Source organism: Merdibacter massiliensis (assembly GCF_900155395.1).
Lineage (GTDB): Bacteria > Bacillota_I > Bacilli_A > Erysipelotrichales > Erysipelotrichaceae > Merdibacter > Merdibacter massiliensis.
The window spans coordinates 125,228-146,294 of record NZ_LT699724.1; the positions used below are offsets into that span (position 1 = coordinate 125,228).

The window sequence follows — 21,067 nt, forward strand, 5'->3', positions numbered from 1 at the left end:
GGGTCAGGAAACTGGGTGATCGTATTGAAGCATCTCAAAAAGAGGAGTGGACAATAAAAGACATAGAAAATATGGCTAACCAAATTTTTCATATCGTTGAACAAGAGGGAATCACTTTCATTTATGGAAAAGGTAAGCGAAAAAGCCAGATCCAGCGTTATTATGATGAATTGATGAAATACAAAGAAACACTGCAAAACTGTTTGGAAAGAATTGAACTATGCGGACCTGACAGAAACAGCTGTTCGAAAACAGACCACGATGCAACGATGATGCACATGAAAGAGGACCATTATATGAAGACAGGAATCTTCAAGGCAGGATACAATGCACAGATAGCAGTAAGCAGCGAATATATCCAATTGGCTTGTATCTATCAGGATAGAACCGATCAAAAGACATTTATCAAATTTCTTGAAACATTCAGAGCACTTTATAACAGGATGCCTAAAACAGTAGCAGCGGATGCAGGATATGGATCCTATGATAATTATTTCTTCTGTTTAGAAAATGATATGGAAGCCTATATCAAATATATGATGTATTCAAAAGAAAAAGAAACGAGCTACAAGAAAAAAACATTCATCAAATCAAACTGGAACAGAAATGGAAATGGAAGATATATCTGCCCGGCAGGACATGAATTTGGCTGTATCAATGAAACGGTTGATAAGAGAAGCAAATATTATCGAATCAATCAAACGCACAGTTGTGGCAAATGCACGGATTGCCCACTCAAATCTCAATGTACGAAAGCCAAGGGAGATCGAACGATAAGCGTGAATCCGATACTTGAGGAGTTTGAAAGAACAGCGAGAAAAAAACTAAATAGCGAAGAAGGAATCCATCATCGAGTGCAAAGATCCATACAAAGCGAAGGAGCTTTTGGAGTCATAAAAGAAGATTATGCTTATGACAGATTACATAGGAGAAGCATCAAAAATGTAGAAATGGAGTTCCTGTTGGTGTGCGTAGGCTTTAATCTGATGAAATATCATAACAAAAAAATAAGAAAAAAAGCACAAGCATAAATAATGTTGATAGGTTTTCCACAATAGGTGTTTTCATAATGCCAAAAAATAGGGATAATTGGGAGAATTGAAACAATTTCAAAGTAAAGAAAAGAAAAAAGAGGTCGTAACCTCAATAGACAGATTCATTTAATTATAATCTTCTATTTCGTTACAGCCTTTTTTTTGTGCTATAATCAGACTGATTAATAAAGGAGTAAGTTATGAAAAGAATTTATATTTCTGCTGATATCGAGGGAATTTGGGGGAATGTAGATAGCGCATATACTATGAAAAATGGATATGCATATGAACAATACCGCACGCATATGATCGATGAAACCAACATTGCAATTCGTACTCTGTTCAATCATGGCGTACAAGAAATTGTTGTAAATGATGGTCATGGCGGAATGGATAATCTAGTAGCATCACAGCTAGATGATCGAGCGAGCTTAGTCATTTCTCATGGAGCCTACAAAGAATATGGAATGATGGAAGGAATTTCATCCAAATTTAATGGTGTTTGTTTTATAGGATACCATTGCCGGAGCAATACACCTGGTGTTATGGCACATACTATTTGGGGAGCACAAGTCCGCTGTATAAAAATAAACGGAAAAGAGCTGGGAGAAAGCGGGATCAATGCCCATTTGGCATGGCACTATGGATTGCCGGTTCTCTTGGTTAGCGGTGATTCTTTATTAAATATGCAGTTAAAGGAAGAATTAAAGGGGAATTACCATTTTGTTGAAACAAAACAGACAATTAATTCCTTATGTGCCATTAATTGCTCAAAACAACAATTGATCCAGCGTTACGATCATGAGATCAGGCAAGCTTTGCAGGATCAGTATGAAATATTTCCAGAGGATCATTATGTCATTGATATTACTTTCCATAAAGAGCGAAATGCATCTTTTGTAGCAAGAATCCCTTTAACAACACAGATCGATGCGTGTACGGTGCAAATCAAGGGAAATGATTTTGATGAATTGTATCGGCGAATGCGTTTTATGATCAAGATATGCAATGCATTTGAATGAGATTGACAGGGTCATCTTATAAATGAAAGAAAAGCTGTAATGAGACAGATGATAAATTGAAGATCATCTATTCATTACAGCTTTTTGTTTAACGAAGTCTATTTCTTACATCAATATATCGGTTTTATTTAAAATAACGATTTAACAGACCTTCGAATGCTTTGCCGTGACGAGCTTCATCACGAGCCATTTCATGTACTGTATCATGGATTGCATCTAAGTTTGCTTCTTTTGCACGTTTTGCCAGATCTACTTTACCTGCAGTAGCACCGTTCTCTGCTTCTACGCGCATTTCCAAGTTTTTCTTTGTAGAAGGTGTAACAACTTCACCTAATAATTCAGCAAACTTAGCAGCATGTTCTGCTTCTTCCCAAGCAGCCTTTTCATAATATAGACCAACTTCAGGATATCCTTCACGGTGTGCTACACGAGCCATTGCTAAATACATACCAACTTCTGAACATTCACCTTCGAAGTTTGCACGTAAATCTTTTATAATGTCTTCACTAACACCTTGTGCAACACCTACAACATGTTCTGCTGCCCATGTTCTTTCTCCTTCTTGTTTTACGAATTTATCAGCACCTACACCGCAGATTGGACATTTTTCTGGAGCTGCATCGCCTTCGTAAACATAACCACAAACTGTACATACAAATTTAGCCATTGAAAATTCCTCCTTTTTCTCAACGCTTTTACTATACGAGGAATTAATGAAAATTTCCAGTATAGTGCACTAAATTTTAAAAAAAATTTAAAAAATGAGATGAAAAATGCGTTTAAGGTATTTCTTGCTTTTCTTACATAGAAAATATAATTAAAATCTGTTAGAATGTCTGATAGGCGGGTGGATAAAATGAAAGAAATATTGATTGCAACAAGCAATGCCCATAAAGTGGAAGAATTTTCAAGGATGCTTTCACCGTTAGGCTATCAAGTAAAAAGTCTTTTAGATATAGAGGAACCGATTGAAATTGAAGAGAACGGAACAACTTTTGCTGAGAATGCCCTGATCAAAGCAAGAAGTGTACATGCTTGTTTACATAGGGCTGTTATCTCTGATGATTCAGGACTTGCGGTAGATGCATTGGATGGTGCTCCGGGAGTTTATTCTGCACGTTTTTTAGGGAAGGATACTGACTATAAAATTAAAAATCAATATATTATCGATAAAGTAAAAGGAAAAGAAAGAGGCGCACAGTTTGTTTGTGCTATCGGATATGTAGAAGAAAATGGTGAAGAACATGTTTTTATAGGAGAGGTGCATGGAGAAATAGCAACTGAAATGATTGGAGAAAAAGGATTTGGTTATGATCCGATTTTTTATTATCCACCATATCATACTACCTTGGCAAATGTAAGCGAAGATCAGAAAAATGCGATATCGCATCGGGGCAAAGCTCTAGAGAAATTGTTGGCATTTTTAAAGGAGGAAGAAAAATGATCCATGTTGTTTTATATGAGCCGGAAATTCCGCAGAACACAGGCAATATCATGCGCACATGTATGGCTGCCGGATGTAAGCTGCATTTGATCGAGCCGCTTGGTTTTTATTTAGACGAACATCATTTACGGCGTGCAGGAATGGACTATGTAAAAGATCTTGATTATACGCTCTATCCGAATTGGAATGCATTTGTTGACAAAAATGGTGATGAAAACTGTTATTTTATGACACGGTACGGAAAAAAAGCACCGTCCGCTTTTGATTTCACAACTGTAAAAGGGGATATTTACCTTGTGTTTGGAAAAGAGAGCACAGGAATCCCATTATCCATTTTGAAGCAGCATCTGAGTCGCTGCATGCGGCTGCCGATGGTGGCTAGTGCCCGCTCTTTAAATTTAAGCAATACTGTTGCTATTGGCGTATATGAAGTATTAAGACAATTAGATTATCCGGGTTTATCAAAAACAGAAGTGATCAAGGGCGAGGATTGGATCCTGCATGAATGATTACATTGATAGTTTTTTTGACACGAAACGAAAACGCTGTGCTTTTATAAAACTATTGTGCTGGAGTTATTGGACATGGATCTGTTTTGTTGCGCTGTATACAGCTTTCAGACTTTTGTTATTAAATGATTATGCATCATTGTTTTCATTGCTAGATGATGCAAGCATGAATTTATTTTTTATATCGCGAATGGTGTTAAAGATGATGTCCTCTTCACAAGGAACTATCTTTCACTATCTATATATTGCTCTGTCAACATTGAAAATAAGCGAATGGATCTTATTTGGTGTCTGTTTGTTTTTGTTTTATTACAGCAAACATAAACGAGTATATTTGATTGTGATAGCAGTTATGCTGGGCTACATCTGTATATGTAGCGTTCTGTTTCTTCAAGCGATGTCTGCCCATTCATTACAAGATGTTGCTTGGAATATAAAAGTGATAGGCGGGATCAGTGGTATCTGTTTTCTTTTGTTTCTTGGCATAGTGACCTGTAATATGATTCGCACTCTATGGCAATATCGAATTGCGATGCGTTATCACATTGTTGAAATCTTGGATAATGAAGATCAAAACCTGGATTTTAAAGGGGTGTAAGCGCTTAAAAACACAATTTTCAAAAAAATCACACAAACTCACATATTTTTTAAATATTCCTTTAATCATAGGCTTTTGAGTGCTTGTGAAAAAAAGGCAGATAGGATTTTCTTTCTTACAAATTTGCAAGATAAAGGCAGTTGTGTTATAGTGTGTTCGTTGATAAATTGAGGTGAGTCAAAATGAACTTTATCGAGAAGAACGGTAAAAAAATAGCAATTGCACTATGTTTTGCGACATGTGTGCCTGTTATTTCTACTGTATATGCCTATGAAGCACAGCCGGGATGGCATGGCGAAGGAGCTGATCGTTATTATGTTCTTGAATCAACGAGAGAACAAGCAACAGGTTGGTTACATTTAGACGATGGCACTTATTATTTTGATAGTGAAGGTAATATGGTGTTTGGCTGGCAGGAAATTGACAGTTTCAAATATTATTTTGATGGAGACGGTCAAATGCTGACTGGTAAACAAACAATTGATGATGTAAAATATAACTTCCAGAAAGACGGCAAGTTACTGACAGGATGGAATGAGGATTATCTATATGATGAAAATGGATTTCCTGTCACAAATCAATACATCGAGATTAAAGATGACGTATATGTTTATGTAAATGAAGATGGCCAAAAAGTAACCGGCTGGAAGACCATCAACGATCGTAAGCATTATTTCTATGAAGATGGTACGATGGCTACAGGAACAATTACCGTTGACGATGAAAAATATTATTTAGATGAGTATGGCGTTCTTTATACAGGATGGCAATACGATGGAGATAATAACCGCTACTATCATGACAGTCATGGTAAACGTTTAAAAGATACAACAAAAGAAATTGATGGTGTAGAATATATTTTCGATGAAGATGGTGTCGCAACAGATAAAGAGACATATGATCAGGAGCAGGAAGCCAAAGAAAAGAAAGCAGCTGAAGAAAAAGCAGCACAGCGAAGAAAATCATCAGCTTCTAGCTATTCATCAAGTTCTGCTGTATCTTACAGCGGCAGCAGTAGCAGTATAGCAAGTGCTGCATTAGCACAGGTTGGTGTAAATCAAGATTGTACGATGTTGGTAACAAATGCGTTGGCAGCAAACGGTATTTATTTCCATGGCTGGCCAGCTGATTACATGTCTTTAGGTACGATAACTAGCAGTCCGCAGGCAGGTGATTTAATTTACTATGCAGATGGTGGATTGGGAGCCGCACACATTGCTGTCTACATTGGAAATGGACAAGCTGTTCATGGTGGATGGTATGGAAACAGTACAGTTGTTTCTAGTGCTTATACTGGTTCTTCACCTGTATTCATTCATATCGGTTAATATATAAGCACCTACATCATATTGATGTGGGTGTTTTTATTTTGTTGATATATTATGATATTTACGATTGAGAACTTTTTGTATTTTGTGGTAGAGTATACACATACTATATGCATATTGAGGAGGATTTTGCTATGGAATTATGTACTGGTGTTTCATTTCATTTGTTAGCAAGCAAAAAATTTAAAGACATTGGTTTTTTTATTCGTTTTTTGATTCCTTTGCGCGAGGAGAGTGCAAGTATATATTCACTTTTAGCTTTGATGATGAGCGATCGTTTAGAAAAGTATCCGACCAAACAGATCATGAGTCGATATTTAGATGAATTATATGGTATGGGAGTAGGAGCACAGACCATTGGTTATGGGCAATCACAAGTTTTGGAACTACGGACAAGGATGATTCATCCCTACTTTGTACAAGATCCAGATTATCTAGAAAAGGGAATCGTATTTCTAAAAGAGATGGTCTATCGTCCTTTATTAAATGAAGAATGCTTAAATGAAGCAAAAAGGGTCTTGTTAGCAAAATTGAAAAGGATGCGAGATGATGCTTCCCAATATGTTGTCTCTAAAGGACTAAAACTAGCAGGAAAGGATCATGCGCTTGGCATCTCTGCATTAGGTGAAGAAGGTATCATACAGAAAGTAACATTGCAAGATATTCAACAAGCACATGCCTTTCTGCTAAATAACAGCAATATTGACATCATTTGTTGTGGTGATTTACAAGAAGAGGATGTGAAAGAACTTATTTGGCGTCATTTCCCATTGCAAACGCGAAACATGGATACAAAAACATATTATGCGATCGACACAAACATTCCTTTTAATGAAGTAAGAGAAGAAAGGGATATTCCGCAATCTTCCATTATGGATGTCTATTTTACGCATATTGATGTAAAACATGACCGTTATTATGCTCTTCGTGTCATGAATGCTATGTTAGGACAGTATTCAACAAGCTTGCTGTTTCAAAATATTCGTGAAAAGCATAGTTTGTGTTATTCCGTTTTCTCCAGTCTGATTTCTTTTGACGGGGCTTTAGGAATCATGACAGGTACAAATAAAAAAGATATCGCTCAAGTATTGGAATTAATAGCAGAACAGATCAAATCTTTGCAGGATGGAGATTTTGACGATGAACTGCTTGCAGTAAGCAAAACGATGGTTATCAATTCTTTACGTGCTGGAGATGATAATATGAACAGTATGGCTGCTTTGCAATATCAAAATGACTTGCTGCAACGTAATTACACCAGTGATACGATTATTTCTCTTGTTGAACGTGTAAGTCGAGAGGATGTTGTCTGGGCTGCTTGTCATTTAGAGCACAAAGCAACTTACATCGTTACGGGCAAGGAGGCAGAAGATGAAACAGATCACGAATAAGAAATATCAAGAAACTTACTATACAGAGACTTTGGATAATGGATTGCGTGTTGTTTTATGGCATAAACCGGGCTATGTCAGATCATTATTTATGATGGCGACTCCTTTGGGGGCAATGGATCTGTGTCAAGAAGATTCACAGGGCAATGTATATGAATATCCTGCTGGAATTGCTCACTTTTTGGAACATAAGATGTTTGAAAAACAAGACCAAGATATAATGAATGATTTTTCTGCTTTGGGCGCGAATGTCAATGCATTTACTTCCTATAATGAAACTGCTTATTATTTTTCTACGACAGGGGATATCGAAAAACCTTTAAACTTATTATTGGATTTTGTGCAGAATCTGGATATCAGCGAAGAATCTGTAGAAAAAGAAAAGGGAATCATCGTTTCAGAATTAAACATGTATCAACAGATGAGTGATGCCAGATTACTGATGGAAACATATAAATCGTTGTATCATACACATCCATTGAAATATGATATAGGCGGAGATGAACATAGCGTTCGTTCTACTACAAAGAAACAATTAGAAGATTGTTATTCTAGAAATTATCATCCAAGCACGATGATGTTAGTTGGGGTGAGCGGTGAAGACCCAAATAAGATTATGGAGGTCATACGCTCAAATCAACAGCAGAAACAATTTGCTCCTTTATTTCAAATTCATCGCAAGGCACAATTAGAGCCGATACAGGTAGTTCGAGAAACATTTGATTTTACAATGGACATTACAGTACCTAAGATTGCGGTTGCCTATAAATTGACTCCTTGTGAGAATATCATGGATCGGCTACGTCAAGAATGGTGTGTCCGCATGGCACAAGATTATTATTTTTCTTCCTTAAATCCACAATATCAGAAATGGCTGGATGAAGGAATCATCTCTGACTATGTTGGTGCAGATATTGATTTTGGCGATGATTATGGAGTAATGTTATTTTATACAGAAACAACAAAGACCAAACAATTTGAAGAAATCATCTCCGCTATCTGTCTGCAAATGGCGCAGGATCCATTAGACGAAAAAGAATTATTGCAATTAAAACATCGTTACTACGGACAGGCAATAAGATCATTGAACAGTTTTGATGATATTGCTATCGGTTATATTCGCAGCAGTTTTGCTGGATATGATTATTTTGCGAGCATGGATCTCCTCCATACGATCACATCAAAAGATATCGTAGATACTTGCTTTTCTTTAGATCTCAGCAATCGCAGCATTGTGATTGTTAATCCAAAAGAATAGAAGCTATTTTCACAAAATACATCAAAAACTGCCTAATAAGGGCAGTTTTTTTCTATATTTATAAAAATAGAGGCAATTATTATCAAATACATGATTTGATGGAAAGGGGTGTAAAATGATAAGATTCAGACAGATCAGGGGGGTGATAGTAATGAGCTTGCACTCATACCGGAGGGAGGAATAACAGATGAATGTCATAGTTTTAGTTGGAAAAGTAGTTGAATTGCCTTATATTCGTGAAACAACAAATGGATATCGTTGTGCAACCATGGTCATAAAAGTAGATCGTCCTTTCGCAAATAGTGAAGGTGTTTATGAACAGGATGAAATAGCGATTACCTTATGGAAAGGGATTGCACAGACAACTTGTGATATATGTGCAATTAATGATGTGGTTGCAATAAAAGGCAGACTTACAAGCCGTATCTATCAGCGAGATGGTGTAACCTATCGAAATTATGAGATCATTGCAGAAAAGGTATCTTTTATAAAGAAAGATTGCTGAGAGGTGAAAACCTCTCTTTTATTTTGATGTATAAATTATGAGAAAAATCCCATACTAGAGATGACAGGAGGTATATAGATGAAACGATGGAGCATGGTATGTGCAATATTAGCTACTTCATTATTGTTGGGGGCATGTTCTAATAGTAGTGAAGAAACAGAGAAGAAGGTAGAAGATACTGCAGAAAAGGTAAAAAATAAAACTGAAGATGCTGTTGATGAAGGAAAAAAGACATTAGAAGATATGATGCAGTATCTGAGTAATGGCAATGAATCAATTGGACAGGAAGAAGCTATTACAGATATCCCGTTTGCGGCTTATGATGGAAGAAGTTTTCAATATAATGGAGAAACGGTATATCTTTATCGCATTAATTTAGATGATGCAGATATGAAACGTCTTACGCAACAGTTGCAAGAAGACAGTATCGTAAATGTAGAGAGAAACGGCCAAAAAATGCAATACAAAGGGGCACTTTATGAGGACTATTTATTACTGTATGATCCAAAGACGGATGCAAGCAGTTTAATAGATCAAATACAACAGTATGATCATGCACAATAAGGAAAAGAGAAATCTCTTTTCTTTATTGTATACTGCAATGTGAAATTGTGATAAACTTTAATACGACATAAATAATGTAAGAAATAATGTTATAGTGTAGACGTAATGAGAAAGGATGTGTCTACATGATAACAGAAAAAAAATTAGCAAAAGAATTATTAAGTGCAGTATGGGATGAAGATGCACAAAGAGTAAAAGAATTGATTACGTATGGGGCAGATCCAAGTTGGATATTTAATGGTTATCCAATCCTTCTACATGCAGTATTTACACGTAATGCTGAGATTGTGAATATATTGATCGATGCAGGTGCTTGTCAAGTAGATGAAGCGCTTGGGTTTGCCTTAGATCGCGGAATAGGAGAAATGATTCCGCCGCTGGCATATCGTGGTGCCATTCCTGTATTGCATGATCCAAAACCCGGTTTTGGACTGTATCCAAGTCGCTTTATTGCTTATCATGCATAAATATAGAGGGGGAAGTGCAGAAAATGAATCGTAGTGCGCTTTGTATCAGAATGTTGCAGTTATTAAAAACAAGAGGCCGTATGAAGATCAATGAGCTTGCAGAAGCATTAGAGACAAATCCGCGAAATATATCTGAATTTCGTAAAGAACTGGAAACAGCGGGCTATGTGATCAAGCAGACTAGAGGTCGATATGGAGGATATGAACTGATCGGCGATGTCTTGTTACCTTCATTGGCACTGAAGGAGAAAGAAGAAGGAGCTTTGCGAGAAGCAGACGATTATTTGCGCTCCCATTCTGATTTCGTACATTATAAATCGTTTTCAAGTGCAGTGGAAAAAATATTGGCTAATGAGCATGGAAATAGGAAAATACAAGGTACTTACGTTTTTTCACAACAGCCCAATATGAGTAAAGAAGAAAAAGAATATGTGGATCGTTGCATGCGGGCAATTCAAAACAGGTTATGTGCACAAATTACATATCGGCCGCTCAGTGATGCCCACCCTTACACCATTTTGATTCAGCCATATGAAATATTATATTATCAAGGAGCTTGTTATTGTTTAGCTTATTCTTTAAAAGCACATGATTTTCGCATATTTCGCTTCAGTGATCAGCGAATGTTTCAATTTACCATTCAATCACAAACATTCAAAAGAGATTCGCATTTTGCTTTGGAAAAATACATAGGGGAGAATGGTTTGATCAAAGGTCAGTTCATCTTTGCACGTTTCGTTGTCAAAGGGGTGAAAGCAAGGACCTTAGCAGAACGACCGATTGGTGTTTCCAGTAAGATCATATGGAAAGATGATCAAACTTTATTTGTGGAAGCATGGATGGAAAGCAGCTATTCTCTGATGGAATTGATGCTGAAACTGGGAAAAGCCGGGGAATTGCTGGAACCAGGCAATATTCGCGAGCGGCTGAGAGAAGAGTGCGAGCAAATGTTATCTCTTTATACATCCTAAAAATGATCTATGTTATAATGTATAGCGAAATGGGTGATTTGAGTGATACATTTAAGTGATATTCGAAAATATGAACGATGTCAGACTTTATTATGGAGAGCACGCCATGAACCGATCCCTTTTTTTCCTTTTGTGCATCCCAGCGTTTCGATGAGTGAATTAGCCGTTCGTTATTTTGACTTACATCATTATTATGAAGGGAAAGCGGGTGATCCTGCAGAATGTGGATTAAAGGCAATTCAGCAGTATGATGATTTAGTGAACGTTCGTTTTGAAGCACAGGGGATTCGAGTACGGATCACATTGATGAGACGAGGGGGAAATGGTTTTCATGTATATTTTGGTTATCGGAGTTGTTATCCACATGAAAGCGAAGCACAACAGATTGCAGATGCTTTGAGTATCTTAAAGGCATTGCAGATTCCTGTAGATGGCGTGTATATCATTTGTCTGAATGCAAAATATAAAAGAAAAGATATGCTCGATGTACGATCACTATTGCTGATCAGTGAGTATCTATTTAATCAGAAGAATAAACAACGCCATACGATACGTGAACTTTGTGATCCTCTTATGCGGGATCTGCAGACAATAAGCAAAGAAATAAACGCTTGTATAGAAAATCCAAATTGTCCAGTTAGCAAAAGGAGCACTAGCTGTACCAGAGGAGGAAAATGTCGCTATTTTGATACTTGTTTTCCGCAACAGCTGCCAGATGATTCGATTCTGTATTTACAACAATCTGCCCATAAATTAGAGATGTATGAGGAAGGAATTACCCACATGCAGGATGTGGATATAAACAGGTTAGAAGGTTTTCGATTTCAATTTGCACAAATATTGGCAGCAAATAATCAGGGCTTTTTTATTGATTACTTCGCATTACAGACATGGTTAGAGGATGCCATTTCTTATCCGATCACGTATTTGGATTTTGAATGGGATACATATGCACTACCTCCATATGAAGGCATGCATCCGTTTGATGTATTATGTTTTCAATACAGCATGCATATTGAAACTTCAAAAAATGCTCCTTTGATCCACCGTGAATTTTTGGGAGAGGAAGATTGTCGCTTATCTTTTATCAAACAACTCTTGGTTGATTTACCAAAAGAAGGTATCATCCTGGTTTATAATATGGAAGGTGCCGAGAAACTTCGGTTACAGCAATTGGCTGGTCAGTTTCCAGCTTATGCTTCCGAGTTGCAATCTGTATGTGACCGTATGATGGATCTTTCGCTGATTTTCTCGGCGGGAATCGTGCATCATATGAAGATGCATGGTATGTATTCCCTAAAAACGTTACTGCCTATATTCTCATCATTATCTTATCAAGAATTGCCAATATCATTTGGAATGGATGCAGTAAAAGAATATCGTGAGATGAAACGGGCAGATCATGAAGAACGAAAGCGTATCAAAGAACGTTTGTTTACTTATTGTGGGATGGATACGTATGCGGAATATATTTTATTGCATGGACTGATTGATTTATTAAAAAGAAAGATATAATTATTGAGCAATTTTTTAAGTAACTTAGAACAATAATTTTATTAACATCTTGTTAAAGTGAGGTTGTAATTGTTTATAACAATATTTGTTCGTTTGTTTTAAATTTATTATAATGATACATTTTTGTTTAGAGGTTATATTTGAAAAAGCGACCCCTGTGTTTGATGGACCAAAATTTAGGGATCGCTTTATCTGTAGGTGATTGTATTTTATAGATTAATAAAATAGTTCACTATAGACAGTGTTGATTAATTCCCATGTTTGTTGACCAACAATGCCATCTTCATTAATTCCCATCATCTTTTGAAATGCCAGAACCGCTTTTTGTGTTGCTGGTCCAAAGATGCCATCAGCTGCAATATTAGGGATGTTTGGATAATAAATAGAAATCGATTTCAGCCGTTCTTGAATCAGTAAGACAGCATTTCCTCTGGATCCAAGTTTTAATACAGTTCCTGGGTATGGCGGCATCTCTTCACTATCTATTTCTCCTTCATTGATCAAGAAATTTATCTCAAATAGCTTATTCCATGTCTGTTGTCCGACAATTCCATCTACATTTAGACCAAATAATCGTTGGAAGATACGAATTGCATTCGCGGTCGCTGTGCCGTAAATGCCATCTTCAACTACCATCGGGATACTTGGGTATAATGTAGAGATGTTATTTAATGCAGTTTGTATTAGGAGAACATCATTGTTTGACGATCCTTGTTGTAAAAGATATCCCGGGTATTCAGGAATTGTTTCATCTGGAACTATTTGATCGGCTAATGTTTCGTAAAGGTCATAAATGCGTGTCCAGGTGGATCGACCGACAATGCCATCTACGATCAAACCAAAACTACTTTGAAAATTTTCGACCACTTTTGTTAAATTCGGTCCAAATCGTCCATCAATAGCAACGTTTGGAATCTGCGGATAGAAGACAGAGATACAAGAAAGGTAATACTGCAATAACTGAACTTCTACACCACGGTCGCCTTCTTTTAATACAGTGCCAGGATATTGTCCACTATATAAATCTTCAATACGACCGATTGAGGATAGTTCAGCCAGTTTACGAACGGCAGCATATATATAACTGATTTTATACCATGTAGCTTTACCTACGATTCCATCTACATTTAGGTTAAATTGGCGTTGAAACGCAAGGACTGCGGCTTCGGTTTTTTCATCAAAAATACCATTAACTGGAAAAATTACTGGAATTGCAGGATAGTTGATTGCAATTGCATTTAAAAATTCTTGCATTTCCATTACTTCTTGTCCTTTTGAACCGATGCGTAAGATACCTGGATAGGAAGCTTGTACATCTTGGATATTATTGCTTTCACGAATTTGTATGTTATCGCCATAATAATAACGAAGAATCTCAATTGCTGTATAACCTTGATTGGCTAATGAAAGTGTACCCCATTGTTTTAGACCGGGACAGCTTGCATTTTTTCCATCGCAATATTCTGCATAATAAGGTTCTTCATAATTGGCTTTTTGAATATATTGATTAAATACTTCATTGACAATTTCAGCAACAGAATCAAAGATATTACGATCTTTTACAAAGGCTTGATCATATGCGGTTGAATTGGTAATATCGAAATCATATCCTTGACTTGGATACCATTCTGTATAAATACGATTCAAGGCTAAAGATGTCTGTGCCCATATATTTGCTTTTAATGCCTCATAAGGCCAAGTTGGATATATTTCAGAACTAGCTACATTTTTAAGATAATAAAGAAATGGAACGGTTACATTTTCGGCAGTATTTTGTGGCTTTCCCAGGTGGACAGTGATATAGGTCGGAATAACGATTTCGCCTTTGATCCTATTTAGAATTGCCGGCGTCTGTCCTTGATTGTTTCCGCCATAATTTGTCAATAAATGATGATCAGGAATCGTATCGACTGTTCGTCCTGTAAATACTTGTCTTCTAGAAGGTGCAGGATGGACAGGAAGATAGCAAGTTTCGTCCGCAAAAATTTGAATGTTTTGTATTTCCTGTGTTTCATAGCCAGATTTACGGAATTCTACGGTATATGTCTCATAAGGGCGTGTATCATTTTCCTCTTCTAATGATAATTCAATATCTGGTGCATATAAGGGGATATTGGGTGTTTTTCCTTCCGCATTTGTTACATAAAAGTTTTCATATACAATTTCAGATTGATTTCTTTTATAGATGCGAATCAGTGCATTTTCGATAGCAAATGCTTCATCTGCAATCGATGTTTCTATTTGTAAATAACCGGTTGCGATAGTCTCACCTCCTGTCTTATGTTATGAAGAAGAAAATTGCACATAAAGGAGACTGGCCTATGATACAAATAAAATTTATGAAATGTGAAATCTGCAGTGACTTCACTTTAATTGTGTTATAATGAGTTAAAGTGAAGAAAGGAGGGCGTTGTATGCCCAACATTATCACACATGTGATCTTTGCACAAGAAGTGCTGTCACAAGAAAAAAATACGGAAATTGCTGCTGTAATCAATCGAAACCAGCATTTGTATGAGATAGGAGCCAATGGACCTGATTTTTTGTTTTTTTCTCATGCAAAACCTTGGGAAGCATATAAATCACATACTTTGAATCATTTAGGTTCAAAAATGCATGCACAGAAAATCAACGCTTTTTACAGCGAGGCGGTTAACTGCATTACGAGACAAACTGTGACAGATGTTCGAAAAGACATGATGGCGTATTTATTCGGGCATTTATGCCATTGGGCATTGGACATGGTTGCGCATCCTTATGTTTTTTATCGTACTGGAAACTGTAAAGGGAAAAGTGCGAGCTATCATCATCGAATGGAATCGATGATCGATGCTATTGTTTTAAAAGACAAGCGCGGGATGGATATCCAAGATTGGCATAGTTATGAAATCTGTACTTTTGATGAAGATATGTTAAAGGCAATTGCGCGTATTTATGTACCTTGTGCAAAGCAGGTATACGGAACAGAAATCAAGGTGCATGATCTTAGAGAAACACTGGACTCTTGGAAAGATGTGCAAAAAATGCTGTATGATCCAAGTGGACGTCGGTATAAAACCCTTTCTGCAATTGAAAGTCTATTGCATAAAAAGTGGAAGATTTCAGGAAATATCGTTCCGCCGGCAGTAGACACACATTATGATGTGATGAATCTAAAAAAACGTTTTTGGCTGCATCCATGTGATCCTTCTGTATCTAGCAACGCTTCATTTTATGATTTGTTTGATGAAGCAGTCCAAGTTGCTTTACAAGTCATTCAAGTTGCGTATGATTGTATCATAGAAGGAAAAGATGTGACTGCATTATGTGACATTTTAAAGGATCGTGCATATGATACAGGGATGAATGAGGGACATGAAATGCGTTGTTTCGATATCATCTTTGAGGAGGATGCAAATGAAATTGTTTGATCTGCATGCCGATATCGGCTACGCTGTATGGAAACGAAAAAAGGCAGGATGTAAGAATATCCTGTCTTCCTTTTATACGGATCAATGGAAAAAAGGAGATATTAAAGCCGTCTGCATGGCCTCTTATTTTGATGGCCATCAAAACTGGGAACAGATGATGGAAATGGTCGAATTGCTAGTTGAAGAAATTGCGGTCTGTCCACAAGTAACCCTGGTTACGAATGCAAAAGACATTCATCTGGAGGATGATCAAATTTATGCAATATTATCAATAGAAGGAATGTGCGGCATACACGATCATGTAGAAGACCGACTGGACTGGTTATATGAAAAAGGGGTACGTTTGGGTTCGTTGTGCTGGAATGAGAAAAATGCACTGGCATGCGGAGTAAAAGGAGGGAAGGGAGGCCTCACGGAGCTGGGGATACGCGCTGTTCAACATATGGAACAAATTGGCATGCGGATCGATGTTTCACATGCGAATGAAGAGACTTTTTGGGATATCTATGCACATACTACAGGCTGTTTGATCGCCTCTCATTCAAATGCAGCCGCCTTATGTCCGAATCCAAGAAATCTAACACAACGGCAAATTGAAGCAATAGCACAAAGAAATGGGCTGATTGGCATTGTTGCAGCGGCACCTTTCGTGCATCCGATACGTTCCAATCAAAACTTTGCACATTTGATAAGACATCTGGAATGGATGTGTTCCAATGCAGGATTTGATCATGTAGGTTTCGGATTTGACTTCATGCAGTATTATGATGGAGTTTTAGATGATGTAAAAGGATTAGAAAATCCAGAACAAGCAAAAAATTTGTCTTTGTGGTTACAAGAACATGCTTTATATAAAAAAACAGCATTTGAAAATGCTGCCCGAATTCTTTCATTCTAAAGTGAAAACCCTTACAAAGGTATTCTATCATATTTTTCATAAAAATCCTAGTCTGTATTTTATGTAATGCAAGGGTATAATAGAATTAGAAACAAGGAGGGATTTTATGAAAGTCCAAATTTATGGTAAGAATATTACCGTTACTCCGGCCATCGCCGAAAAAATCGAAAAAAAATTGAATGTATTAAACAAGTATTTTATTATTGGTGAAGAGGATACAGCAAATGTTGTCGTTCGCGTATATCCAAATAAGCAAAAAATTGAGGTAACTATTCCAACAAAATATGCTGTGCTCCGTGCAGAGGTCGTACATGATGATCTCTATGCAGCAATTGATTTAGCAATCGATAAATTAGAAGATCAGATTCGTCGTCAAAAAACACGTTTGATGCGTAAAAATAAAACAAAATTGGCAGAAGCGTTTGTTGATCATGAATTATTAGGTGACGAATATGATGAGAATGAAGACGAAGTTGTCCGCACCAAAACGATTGATCCGGATCTGATGGATCTAGATGAAGCAATCATGCGAATGGAAATGCTGGGACATAGTTTCTTTATTTACCGTGATGACGAAACAAGAGAAATTGCGGTTGTCTATAAACGTCATGATGGCGGTTATGGATTAATTGAAACAGAATAACAGAAGGGAAGCCGACAGATGTCGGCTTTTTTTATATTGCCGCATGATTTGTGTGGGAATTGTCTTTATAATGCATGTATCCTATGGAAAGGGGTGAAATCGTGAAGTACAGTATTATGGTAAATCAAGGATGGATCAACTTTTATGATCGGTTTAGTAAACGTTATAACGTTAGTTTGGAAGTGCATGAAAGAATCCATTGCTCCTATGAATTAGCAGTCTTGATTCGAGATCATTTAAAAGAAAAGGGACTAATGGCATCATTACAACCTGAATTTAGCAAAAAAATGGAATAAATATTAAGTCAGAATCATATTTTTCATTGAAAGCAAGAAGCGACAGGTTCTGTGATAACTACGTTCTATACTACATGGCAGGGAGGAGATGGGTTGGAGAGCTATGTAGAAGTTGCATGGATACACAACTGGTTGACGAATCTGATCAGTGTTTGGCTTGCTTTATTTTTTATTCAACGTCCATTAAGAGGAAAACGCATCGTATGGTATTGTATGATCACTTCCTTTTATAGTTCCATCAGTTTTTTTGATAATGCCTGGATCGGGTTGTTTTGTATTGAAGGAATTGCTTATTTATATGTATTTTATCGCCAGAAACTATTATATATAATTTCTATATTGTTTCGTTTTTTATGTCATGCTACTTGTTTTCTTTTTTTTGAAGGAAGTTTTCATTTAGGGGCATTCTTCCCTTGGATACATACTCCAATTTATTTAAGTTGGATCGTGTATGGTTTTCTTTTCTTTTATTTTTTAACACATGCTTTGACATTGATGAAACAGAAATTTCGGTATGGCTGTAATTTATATGGAGTCAAAACTTTGCATATGTATGGCTATATGGACAGTGGTAATTTAGTGACATGCAAGGGAATACCAGTTATTTTTTTAGATGCCGCTTATCGTGAAGAAATTCAAGGAAAGGTATCCAGTATTGAAATAGGAAGCATTTATGGAAAACGTGAGATGGAAGCACAACTGATTTATTGTTCTTTGGATGGCGGAACGAGGATGAAAACATATGTCGTATTCGTACAGGGATTGCGTATACATGGGGGTTATCAGTTATTATTGAATTTAAAATTACTGACAATGAGGTGAATGGATGAAAATAATTACTTGGATAAGACAGCTTTTATTTGAAAAGGATGAGAAATATGTATTCTATATGCAAGGGCATGATACGTTGCCGCAACCTTTAAATAAACAAGCGGAAGAAGAAGCATTGATTGCTTGGGAAAACGGAGATGAAGAAGCAAGAAACCGTTTGATTGAGCATAATCTTCGTTTGGTTGTTTATATTGCAAAAAGGTATGAAACAAACCCTGTGTTTATGGAAGATCTGATTAGTATTGGTTCAATCGGATTGATCAAAGCAGTAAATACATTTCGAAGAGATAAAAATATAAAACTGGTCACGTATGCATCTCGTTGTATAGAAAATGAAATCTTAATGTATTTACGGAAGAAAAGCAAACATCGGTTAGAGGTGAGTTTTGATGAACCGTTAAATATTGATTATGACGGTAATGAATTATTACTAAGCGATGTGTTGGGGACAGAGGATGATACTGTTATTCGAGAATTTGAAAAGAATGAAGACAAAAGGGAATTGTTAAAAGCGATGAGGGGATTGAAAGAGAGAGAAAGACTGATTGTAGAAATGCGTTATGGGATCAATCATGAAGAGTTGACGCAAAAAGATATTGCACAACGATTAGGTATTTCTCAATCCTATATCTCTCGTTTAGAAAAGCGTATTTTGCATAAACTGAAAATGCAGCTGAAGGCAGACAGTTAAAGCGCAATGCGCTTTTTTTTGTCAAGACTTTTTGATTTCCAATTACTTACAGACGTTCACTTTCTCCTTCGAGAATAGAAAAAAGTAAAGAAGGGCAGACTGCTAGTACAGGCCAAGGGAGTGAGAACGTGAGTCGTTATAAAGTTGTGATTAGTGGAATGCCCACTGAAAATTTAAAAGTATTGAATAACGAGGAAATGGAGGAATTGTTTCTGCATTTTCAAAACGGAGATAGGGAAGCAAAAGACAAATTGATATGCGGTAATTTAAAATTAGTATTATCGATCGTTCAACGTTTTTCCGCACGTTGTGAAAACATGGATGATTTATTCCAAGTTGGATGTATCGGTTTAGTCAAAGCAATCGATCATTTCGATCTATCACATGAAGTGCGTTTTTCTACTTATGCGGTCCCCATGATCATGGGAGAGATTCGCAGATACCTGCGTGACAATCAAGTGATTCGGGTCTCTCGACATTTAAAAGATCTCTCTTATCAAATTTTTCGCATAAAAGAGCAATTTATCCAAGAATATCGCAAAGAACCTTCTATTGCCTATCTTGCACAACAGTGCGGTGTAAAGGAAAAAGATATCATGGATGCCTTGGATTCTTGTCAAAGTGTATTATCGATCTTTGAACCAATCTATAGTAATGAAGGAGATGAACTATATTTGCTGGACCAAATAAAGGATGAACATGATATGATTCGCAGAGAACGGGATCTGATATCTTTAGAAAAAAGCATGCATATCTTAAATGAACGCGAACATGATATTTTACATAAACGATTCTATGATGATATGACACAAATGGAGATTGCCCAAGAATTAGGAATATCTCAAGCACAAGTGTCCCGATTGGAAAAAAATGCGATCAACGCATTAAAAAAAGAAATGGAAAGGTGAATTGGAGAAAAATTCTGCATAGAATAGGGTAGGTGATCCTATGCGTTTTAGTGAATTGGCTAATAAAGATGTCATTAATGTGGGTAACGGGGAATTGTTAGGACAAGTGCATGATGTAGAGTTTGACGAAACGTACCGAATCCGAATCTTATATGTGAGTTTGCAATTAACAGGAATTCGTCGTATTTTTCCATGGTTATTCACGAATGAAGAACAAATGATCCACATAGAGGAAATCGTTCGAATCGGCAAGGATGTCATTTTGATAAAATCATGCTAAAAAGTGGGGAGATGTATGCATTTTATATATCTTCCACTTTTTATTTAAGGGCTTTGATGTTATAATAACCGTATAATCGGAGGTACAATTATGGGTGTTGTTGATAAAATCAAAGAGTTTGTTGCACCGATCGATGAAGACGGTGAAGATATTTTAGAAGTAGAAGAAGAGATGGATGAAGCGCCGCGTTCTCGTTATGAGCGTGCAAAATCAAAAAATATGAATGTAAATACGATGAGTGCAAATACAAAGATGGTATTATTTGAACCGCGTTCTTTTTCAGAAGCGGATGAGGTTGGTAAACGTTTGAAAGAAGGGCGTGCAGTAGTTGTTAATTTACATAAATTAGACCGTGAATTTGCACAAAGAACAATCGATTTCTTGACTGGTGTTGTTTTTGCATTGGATGGCAAGATCCAGAAAATTGGCACAAATGTCATTTTATGCTCGCCAGAGGGTATTGGAGTACAAGGCGTCATCAATGTGGATGGCGGAGATGAATAG

General features: G+C 36.7%; 24 protein-coding genes. 22 read left to right on the forward strand and 2 right to left on the reverse strand.

Annotation, left to right across the window (positions count from 1 at the left end; translation table 11 throughout):
- The first annotated feature begins 71 nt into the window (after window positions 1–71).
- Together BQ9859_RS12795 and BQ9859_RS05385 are read left to right on the forward strand one after the other, a co-directional pair.
- A complete protein-coding gene (locus tag BQ9859_RS12795; protein ID WP_407940076.1) occupies window positions 72–1,031 on the forward strand; it encodes a transposase in 960 nt (319 codons plus the stop codon).
- Between the two features lie 203 nt (window positions 1,032–1,234).
- The gene (locus BQ9859_RS05385; protein WP_075877213.1) at window positions 1,235–2,056 is read left to right on the forward strand and encodes a M55 family metallopeptidase; all 822 of its coding nucleotides are present in this window, start codon (window positions 1,235–1,237) and stop codon (window positions 2,054–2,056) included.
- 124 nt (window positions 2,057–2,180) lie between these two features.
- On the opposite strand, the gene BQ9859_RS05390 is transcribed toward BQ9859_RS05385, so the two are convergent.
- Window positions 2,181–2,723 (reverse strand): rubredoxin-like domain-containing protein, encoded by a 543-nt coding sequence (locus BQ9859_RS05390; RefSeq protein WP_075877214.1) that lies wholly within the window; start codon window positions 2,721–2,723, stop codon window positions 2,181–2,183.
- 189 nt (window positions 2,724–2,912) lie between these two features.
- Here BQ9859_RS05390 and rdgB point away from each other — a divergent pair, with 189 nt between their 5' ends.
- From rdgB to BQ9859_RS05445, 11 genes are all read left to right on the forward strand, one after another.
- Window positions 2,913–3,500 (forward strand): RdgB/HAM1 family non-canonical purine NTP pyrophosphatase, encoded by a 588-nt coding sequence (gene rdgB / locus BQ9859_RS05395; RefSeq protein ID WP_075877216.1) that lies wholly within the window; start codon window positions 2,913–2,915, stop codon window positions 3,498–3,500.
- Complete coding sequence (locus tag BQ9859_RS05400; RefSeq protein ID WP_075877218.1) at window positions 3,497–4,009, forward strand: tRNA (cytidine(34)-2'-O)-methyltransferase; 513 nt, start codon at window positions 3,497–3,499, stop codon at window positions 4,007–4,009. Before rdgB ends, BQ9859_RS05400 begins: the two co-directional genes overlap by 4 nt.
- Window positions 4,002–4,607, forward strand: coding sequence for a hypothetical protein (locus tag BQ9859_RS05405; RefSeq protein ID WP_075877219.1), 606 nt, complete (start codon window positions 4,002–4,004; stop codon window positions 4,605–4,607). The genes BQ9859_RS05400 and BQ9859_RS05405 overlap by 8 nt, the downstream gene beginning before the upstream one ends.
- 182 nt (window positions 4,608–4,789) lie before the next feature.
- Entirely contained in the window at window positions 4,790–5,935 is a 1,146-nt protein-coding gene (locus BQ9859_RS05410; RefSeq protein WP_075877220.1) for an NlpC/P60 family protein, read from the forward strand.
- 134 nt (window positions 5,936–6,069) lie between these two features.
- A complete protein-coding gene (gene yfmF / locus BQ9859_RS05415) occupies window positions 6,070–7,326 on the forward strand; it encodes an EF-P 5-aminopentanol modification-associated protein YfmF (RefSeq protein ID WP_075877222.1) in 1,257 nt (418 codons plus the stop codon).
- Entirely contained in the window at window positions 7,307–8,584 is a 1,278-nt protein-coding gene (yfmH, locus tag BQ9859_RS05420; RefSeq protein WP_075877223.1) for an EF-P 5-aminopentanol modification-associated protein YfmH, read from the forward strand. Before yfmF ends, yfmH begins: the two co-directional genes overlap by 20 nt.
- A gap of 187 nt (window positions 8,585–8,771) precedes the next feature.
- Complete coding sequence (locus tag BQ9859_RS05425; RefSeq protein WP_075877225.1) at window positions 8,772–9,089, forward strand: single-stranded DNA-binding protein; 318 nt, start codon at window positions 8,772–8,774, stop codon at window positions 9,087–9,089.
- Between the two features lie 78 nt (window positions 9,090–9,167).
- The gene (locus tag BQ9859_RS05430) at window positions 9,168–9,653 is read left to right on the forward strand and encodes a YtxH domain-containing protein (RefSeq protein ID WP_075877228.1); all 486 of its coding nucleotides are present in this window, start codon (window positions 9,168–9,170) and stop codon (window positions 9,651–9,653) included.
- A gap of 125 nt (window positions 9,654–9,778) precedes the next feature.
- Window positions 9,779–10,120, forward strand: a complete 342-nt coding sequence (locus BQ9859_RS05435; protein ID WP_075877229.1) for an ankyrin repeat domain-containing protein — start codon at window positions 9,779–9,781, stop codon at window positions 10,118–10,120.
- A 23-nt stretch (window positions 10,121–10,143) separates the two neighbouring features.
- Window positions 10,144–11,091, forward strand: a complete 948-nt coding sequence (locus tag BQ9859_RS05440; RefSeq protein WP_075877231.1) for a helix-turn-helix transcriptional regulator — start codon at window positions 10,144–10,146, stop codon at window positions 11,089–11,091.
- Between the two features lie 42 nt (window positions 11,092–11,133).
- The gene (locus BQ9859_RS05445; protein WP_075877232.1) at window positions 11,134–12,606 is read left to right on the forward strand and encodes a DUF2779 domain-containing protein; all 1,473 of its coding nucleotides are present in this window, start codon (window positions 11,134–11,136) and stop codon (window positions 12,604–12,606) included.
- A 216-nt stretch (window positions 12,607–12,822) separates the two neighbouring features.
- On the opposite strand, the gene BQ9859_RS05450 is transcribed toward BQ9859_RS05445, so the two are convergent.
- The gene (locus tag BQ9859_RS05450; RefSeq protein WP_075877233.1) at window positions 12,823–14,490 is read right to left on the reverse strand and encodes a peptidoglycan-binding domain-containing protein; all 1,668 of its coding nucleotides are present in this window, start codon (window positions 14,488–14,490) and stop codon (window positions 12,823–12,825) included.
- Window positions 14,491–15,020: 530 nt separating this feature from the next.
- Between BQ9859_RS05450 and BQ9859_RS05455 the strand changes: the two genes are divergently transcribed.
- The 9 genes from BQ9859_RS05455 (at window position 15,021) to BQ9859_RS05495 (ending at window position 21,067) form a co-directional block, all read left to right on the forward strand.
- Window positions 15,021–16,016, forward strand: a complete 996-nt coding sequence (locus tag BQ9859_RS05455) for a zinc dependent phospholipase C family protein (RefSeq protein WP_075877234.1) — start codon at window positions 15,021–15,023, stop codon at window positions 16,014–16,016.
- Window positions 16,003–16,914, forward strand: a complete 912-nt coding sequence (locus tag BQ9859_RS05460; protein WP_075877235.1) for a dipeptidase — start codon at window positions 16,003–16,005, stop codon at window positions 16,912–16,914. The genes BQ9859_RS05455 and BQ9859_RS05460 overlap by 14 nt, the downstream gene beginning before the upstream one ends.
- Before the next feature lie 106 nt (window positions 16,915–17,020).
- Window positions 17,021–17,557, forward strand: coding sequence for a ribosome hibernation-promoting factor, HPF/YfiA family (gene hpf, locus BQ9859_RS05465; RefSeq protein WP_075877236.1), 537 nt, complete (start codon window positions 17,021–17,023; stop codon window positions 17,555–17,557).
- Window positions 17,558–17,658: 101 nt separating this feature from the next.
- On the forward strand, window positions 17,659–17,853 hold the full coding sequence (locus BQ9859_RS05470) for a hypothetical protein (RefSeq protein ID WP_143404379.1): 195 nt from the start codon (window positions 17,659–17,661) through the stop codon (window positions 17,851–17,853).
- 93 nt (window positions 17,854–17,946) lie between these two features.
- Window positions 17,947–18,675: a sigma-E processing peptidase SpoIIGA gene (locus BQ9859_RS05475; protein ID WP_075877238.1), complete on the forward strand. Its 729-nt coding sequence runs from the start codon at window positions 17,947–17,949 to the stop codon at window positions 18,673–18,675.
- A gap of 4 nt (window positions 18,676–18,679) precedes the next feature.
- Complete coding sequence (gene sigK, locus BQ9859_RS05480; protein ID WP_075877239.1) at window positions 18,680–19,375, forward strand: RNA polymerase sporulation sigma factor SigK; 696 nt, start codon at window positions 18,680–18,682, stop codon at window positions 19,373–19,375.
- A 128-nt stretch (window positions 19,376–19,503) separates the two neighbouring features.
- Window positions 19,504–20,283: a SigB/SigF/SigG family RNA polymerase sigma factor gene (locus tag BQ9859_RS05485; RefSeq protein ID WP_075877240.1), complete on the forward strand. Its 780-nt coding sequence runs from the start codon at window positions 19,504–19,506 to the stop codon at window positions 20,281–20,283.
- Between the two features lie 40 nt (window positions 20,284–20,323).
- Window positions 20,324–20,563, forward strand: a complete 240-nt coding sequence (locus BQ9859_RS05490; protein WP_075877241.1) for a PRC-barrel domain-containing protein — start codon at window positions 20,324–20,326, stop codon at window positions 20,561–20,563.
- A 90-nt stretch (window positions 20,564–20,653) separates the two neighbouring features.
- On the forward strand, window positions 20,654–21,067 hold the full coding sequence (locus BQ9859_RS05495; protein ID WP_075877242.1) for a cell division protein SepF: 414 nt from the start codon (window positions 20,654–20,656) through the stop codon (window positions 21,065–21,067).

What these genes read in the sequence shown, in the direction of transcription:
- BQ9859_RS12795 (WP_407940076.1), top strand. Translation starts at nt 72, where the DNA reads ATGGCTAACCAAATTTTTCATATCGTTGAACAAGAGGGAATCACTTTC.
- BQ9859_RS05385 (WP_075877213.1), top strand. Translation starts at nt 1,235, where the DNA reads ATGAAAAGAATTTATATTTCTGCTGATATCGAGGGAATTTGGGGGAAT.
- BQ9859_RS05390 (WP_075877214.1), bottom strand. Translation starts at nt 2,723, where the DNA reads ATGGCTAAATTTGTATGTACAGTTTGTGGTTATGTTTACGAAGGCGAT.
- rdgB (WP_075877216.1), top strand. Translation starts at nt 2,913, where the DNA reads ATGAAAGAAATATTGATTGCAACAAGCAATGCCCATAAAGTGGAAGAA.
- BQ9859_RS05400 (WP_075877218.1), top strand. Translation starts at nt 3,497, where the DNA reads ATGATCCATGTTGTTTTATATGAGCCGGAAATTCCGCAGAACACAGGC.
- BQ9859_RS05405 (WP_075877219.1), top strand. Translation starts at nt 4,002, where the DNA reads ATGAATGATTACATTGATAGTTTTTTTGACACGAAACGAAAACGCTGT.
- BQ9859_RS05410 (WP_075877220.1), top strand. Translation starts at nt 4,790, where the DNA reads ATGAACTTTATCGAGAAGAACGGTAAAAAAATAGCAATTGCACTATGT.
- yfmF (WP_075877222.1), top strand. Translation starts at nt 6,070, where the DNA reads ATGGAATTATGTACTGGTGTTTCATTTCATTTGTTAGCAAGCAAAAAA.
- yfmH (WP_075877223.1), top strand. Translation starts at nt 7,307, where the DNA reads ATGAAACAGATCACGAATAAGAAATATCAAGAAACTTACTATACAGAG.
- BQ9859_RS05425 (WP_075877225.1), top strand. Translation starts at nt 8,772, where the DNA reads ATGAATGTCATAGTTTTAGTTGGAAAAGTAGTTGAATTGCCTTATATT.
- BQ9859_RS05430 (WP_075877228.1), top strand. Translation starts at nt 9,168, where the DNA reads ATGAAACGATGGAGCATGGTATGTGCAATATTAGCTACTTCATTATTG.
- BQ9859_RS05435 (WP_075877229.1), top strand. Translation starts at nt 9,779, where the DNA reads ATGATAACAGAAAAAAAATTAGCAAAAGAATTATTAAGTGCAGTATGG.
- BQ9859_RS05440 (WP_075877231.1), top strand. Translation starts at nt 10,144, where the DNA reads ATGAATCGTAGTGCGCTTTGTATCAGAATGTTGCAGTTATTAAAAACA.
- BQ9859_RS05455 (WP_075877234.1), top strand. Translation starts at nt 15,021, where the DNA reads ATGCCCAACATTATCACACATGTGATCTTTGCACAAGAAGTGCTGTCA.
- BQ9859_RS05460 (WP_075877235.1), top strand. Translation starts at nt 16,003, where the DNA reads ATGAAATTGTTTGATCTGCATGCCGATATCGGCTACGCTGTATGGAAA.
- hpf (WP_075877236.1), top strand. Translation starts at nt 17,021, where the DNA reads ATGAAAGTCCAAATTTATGGTAAGAATATTACCGTTACTCCGGCCATC.
- sigK (WP_075877239.1), top strand. Translation starts at nt 18,680, where the DNA reads ATGAAAATAATTACTTGGATAAGACAGCTTTTATTTGAAAAGGATGAG.
- BQ9859_RS05490 (WP_075877241.1), top strand. Translation starts at nt 20,324, where the DNA reads ATGCGTTTTAGTGAATTGGCTAATAAAGATGTCATTAATGTGGGTAAC.
- BQ9859_RS05495 (WP_075877242.1), top strand. Translation starts at nt 20,654, where the DNA reads ATGGGTGTTGTTGATAAAATCAAAGAGTTTGTTGCACCGATCGATGAA.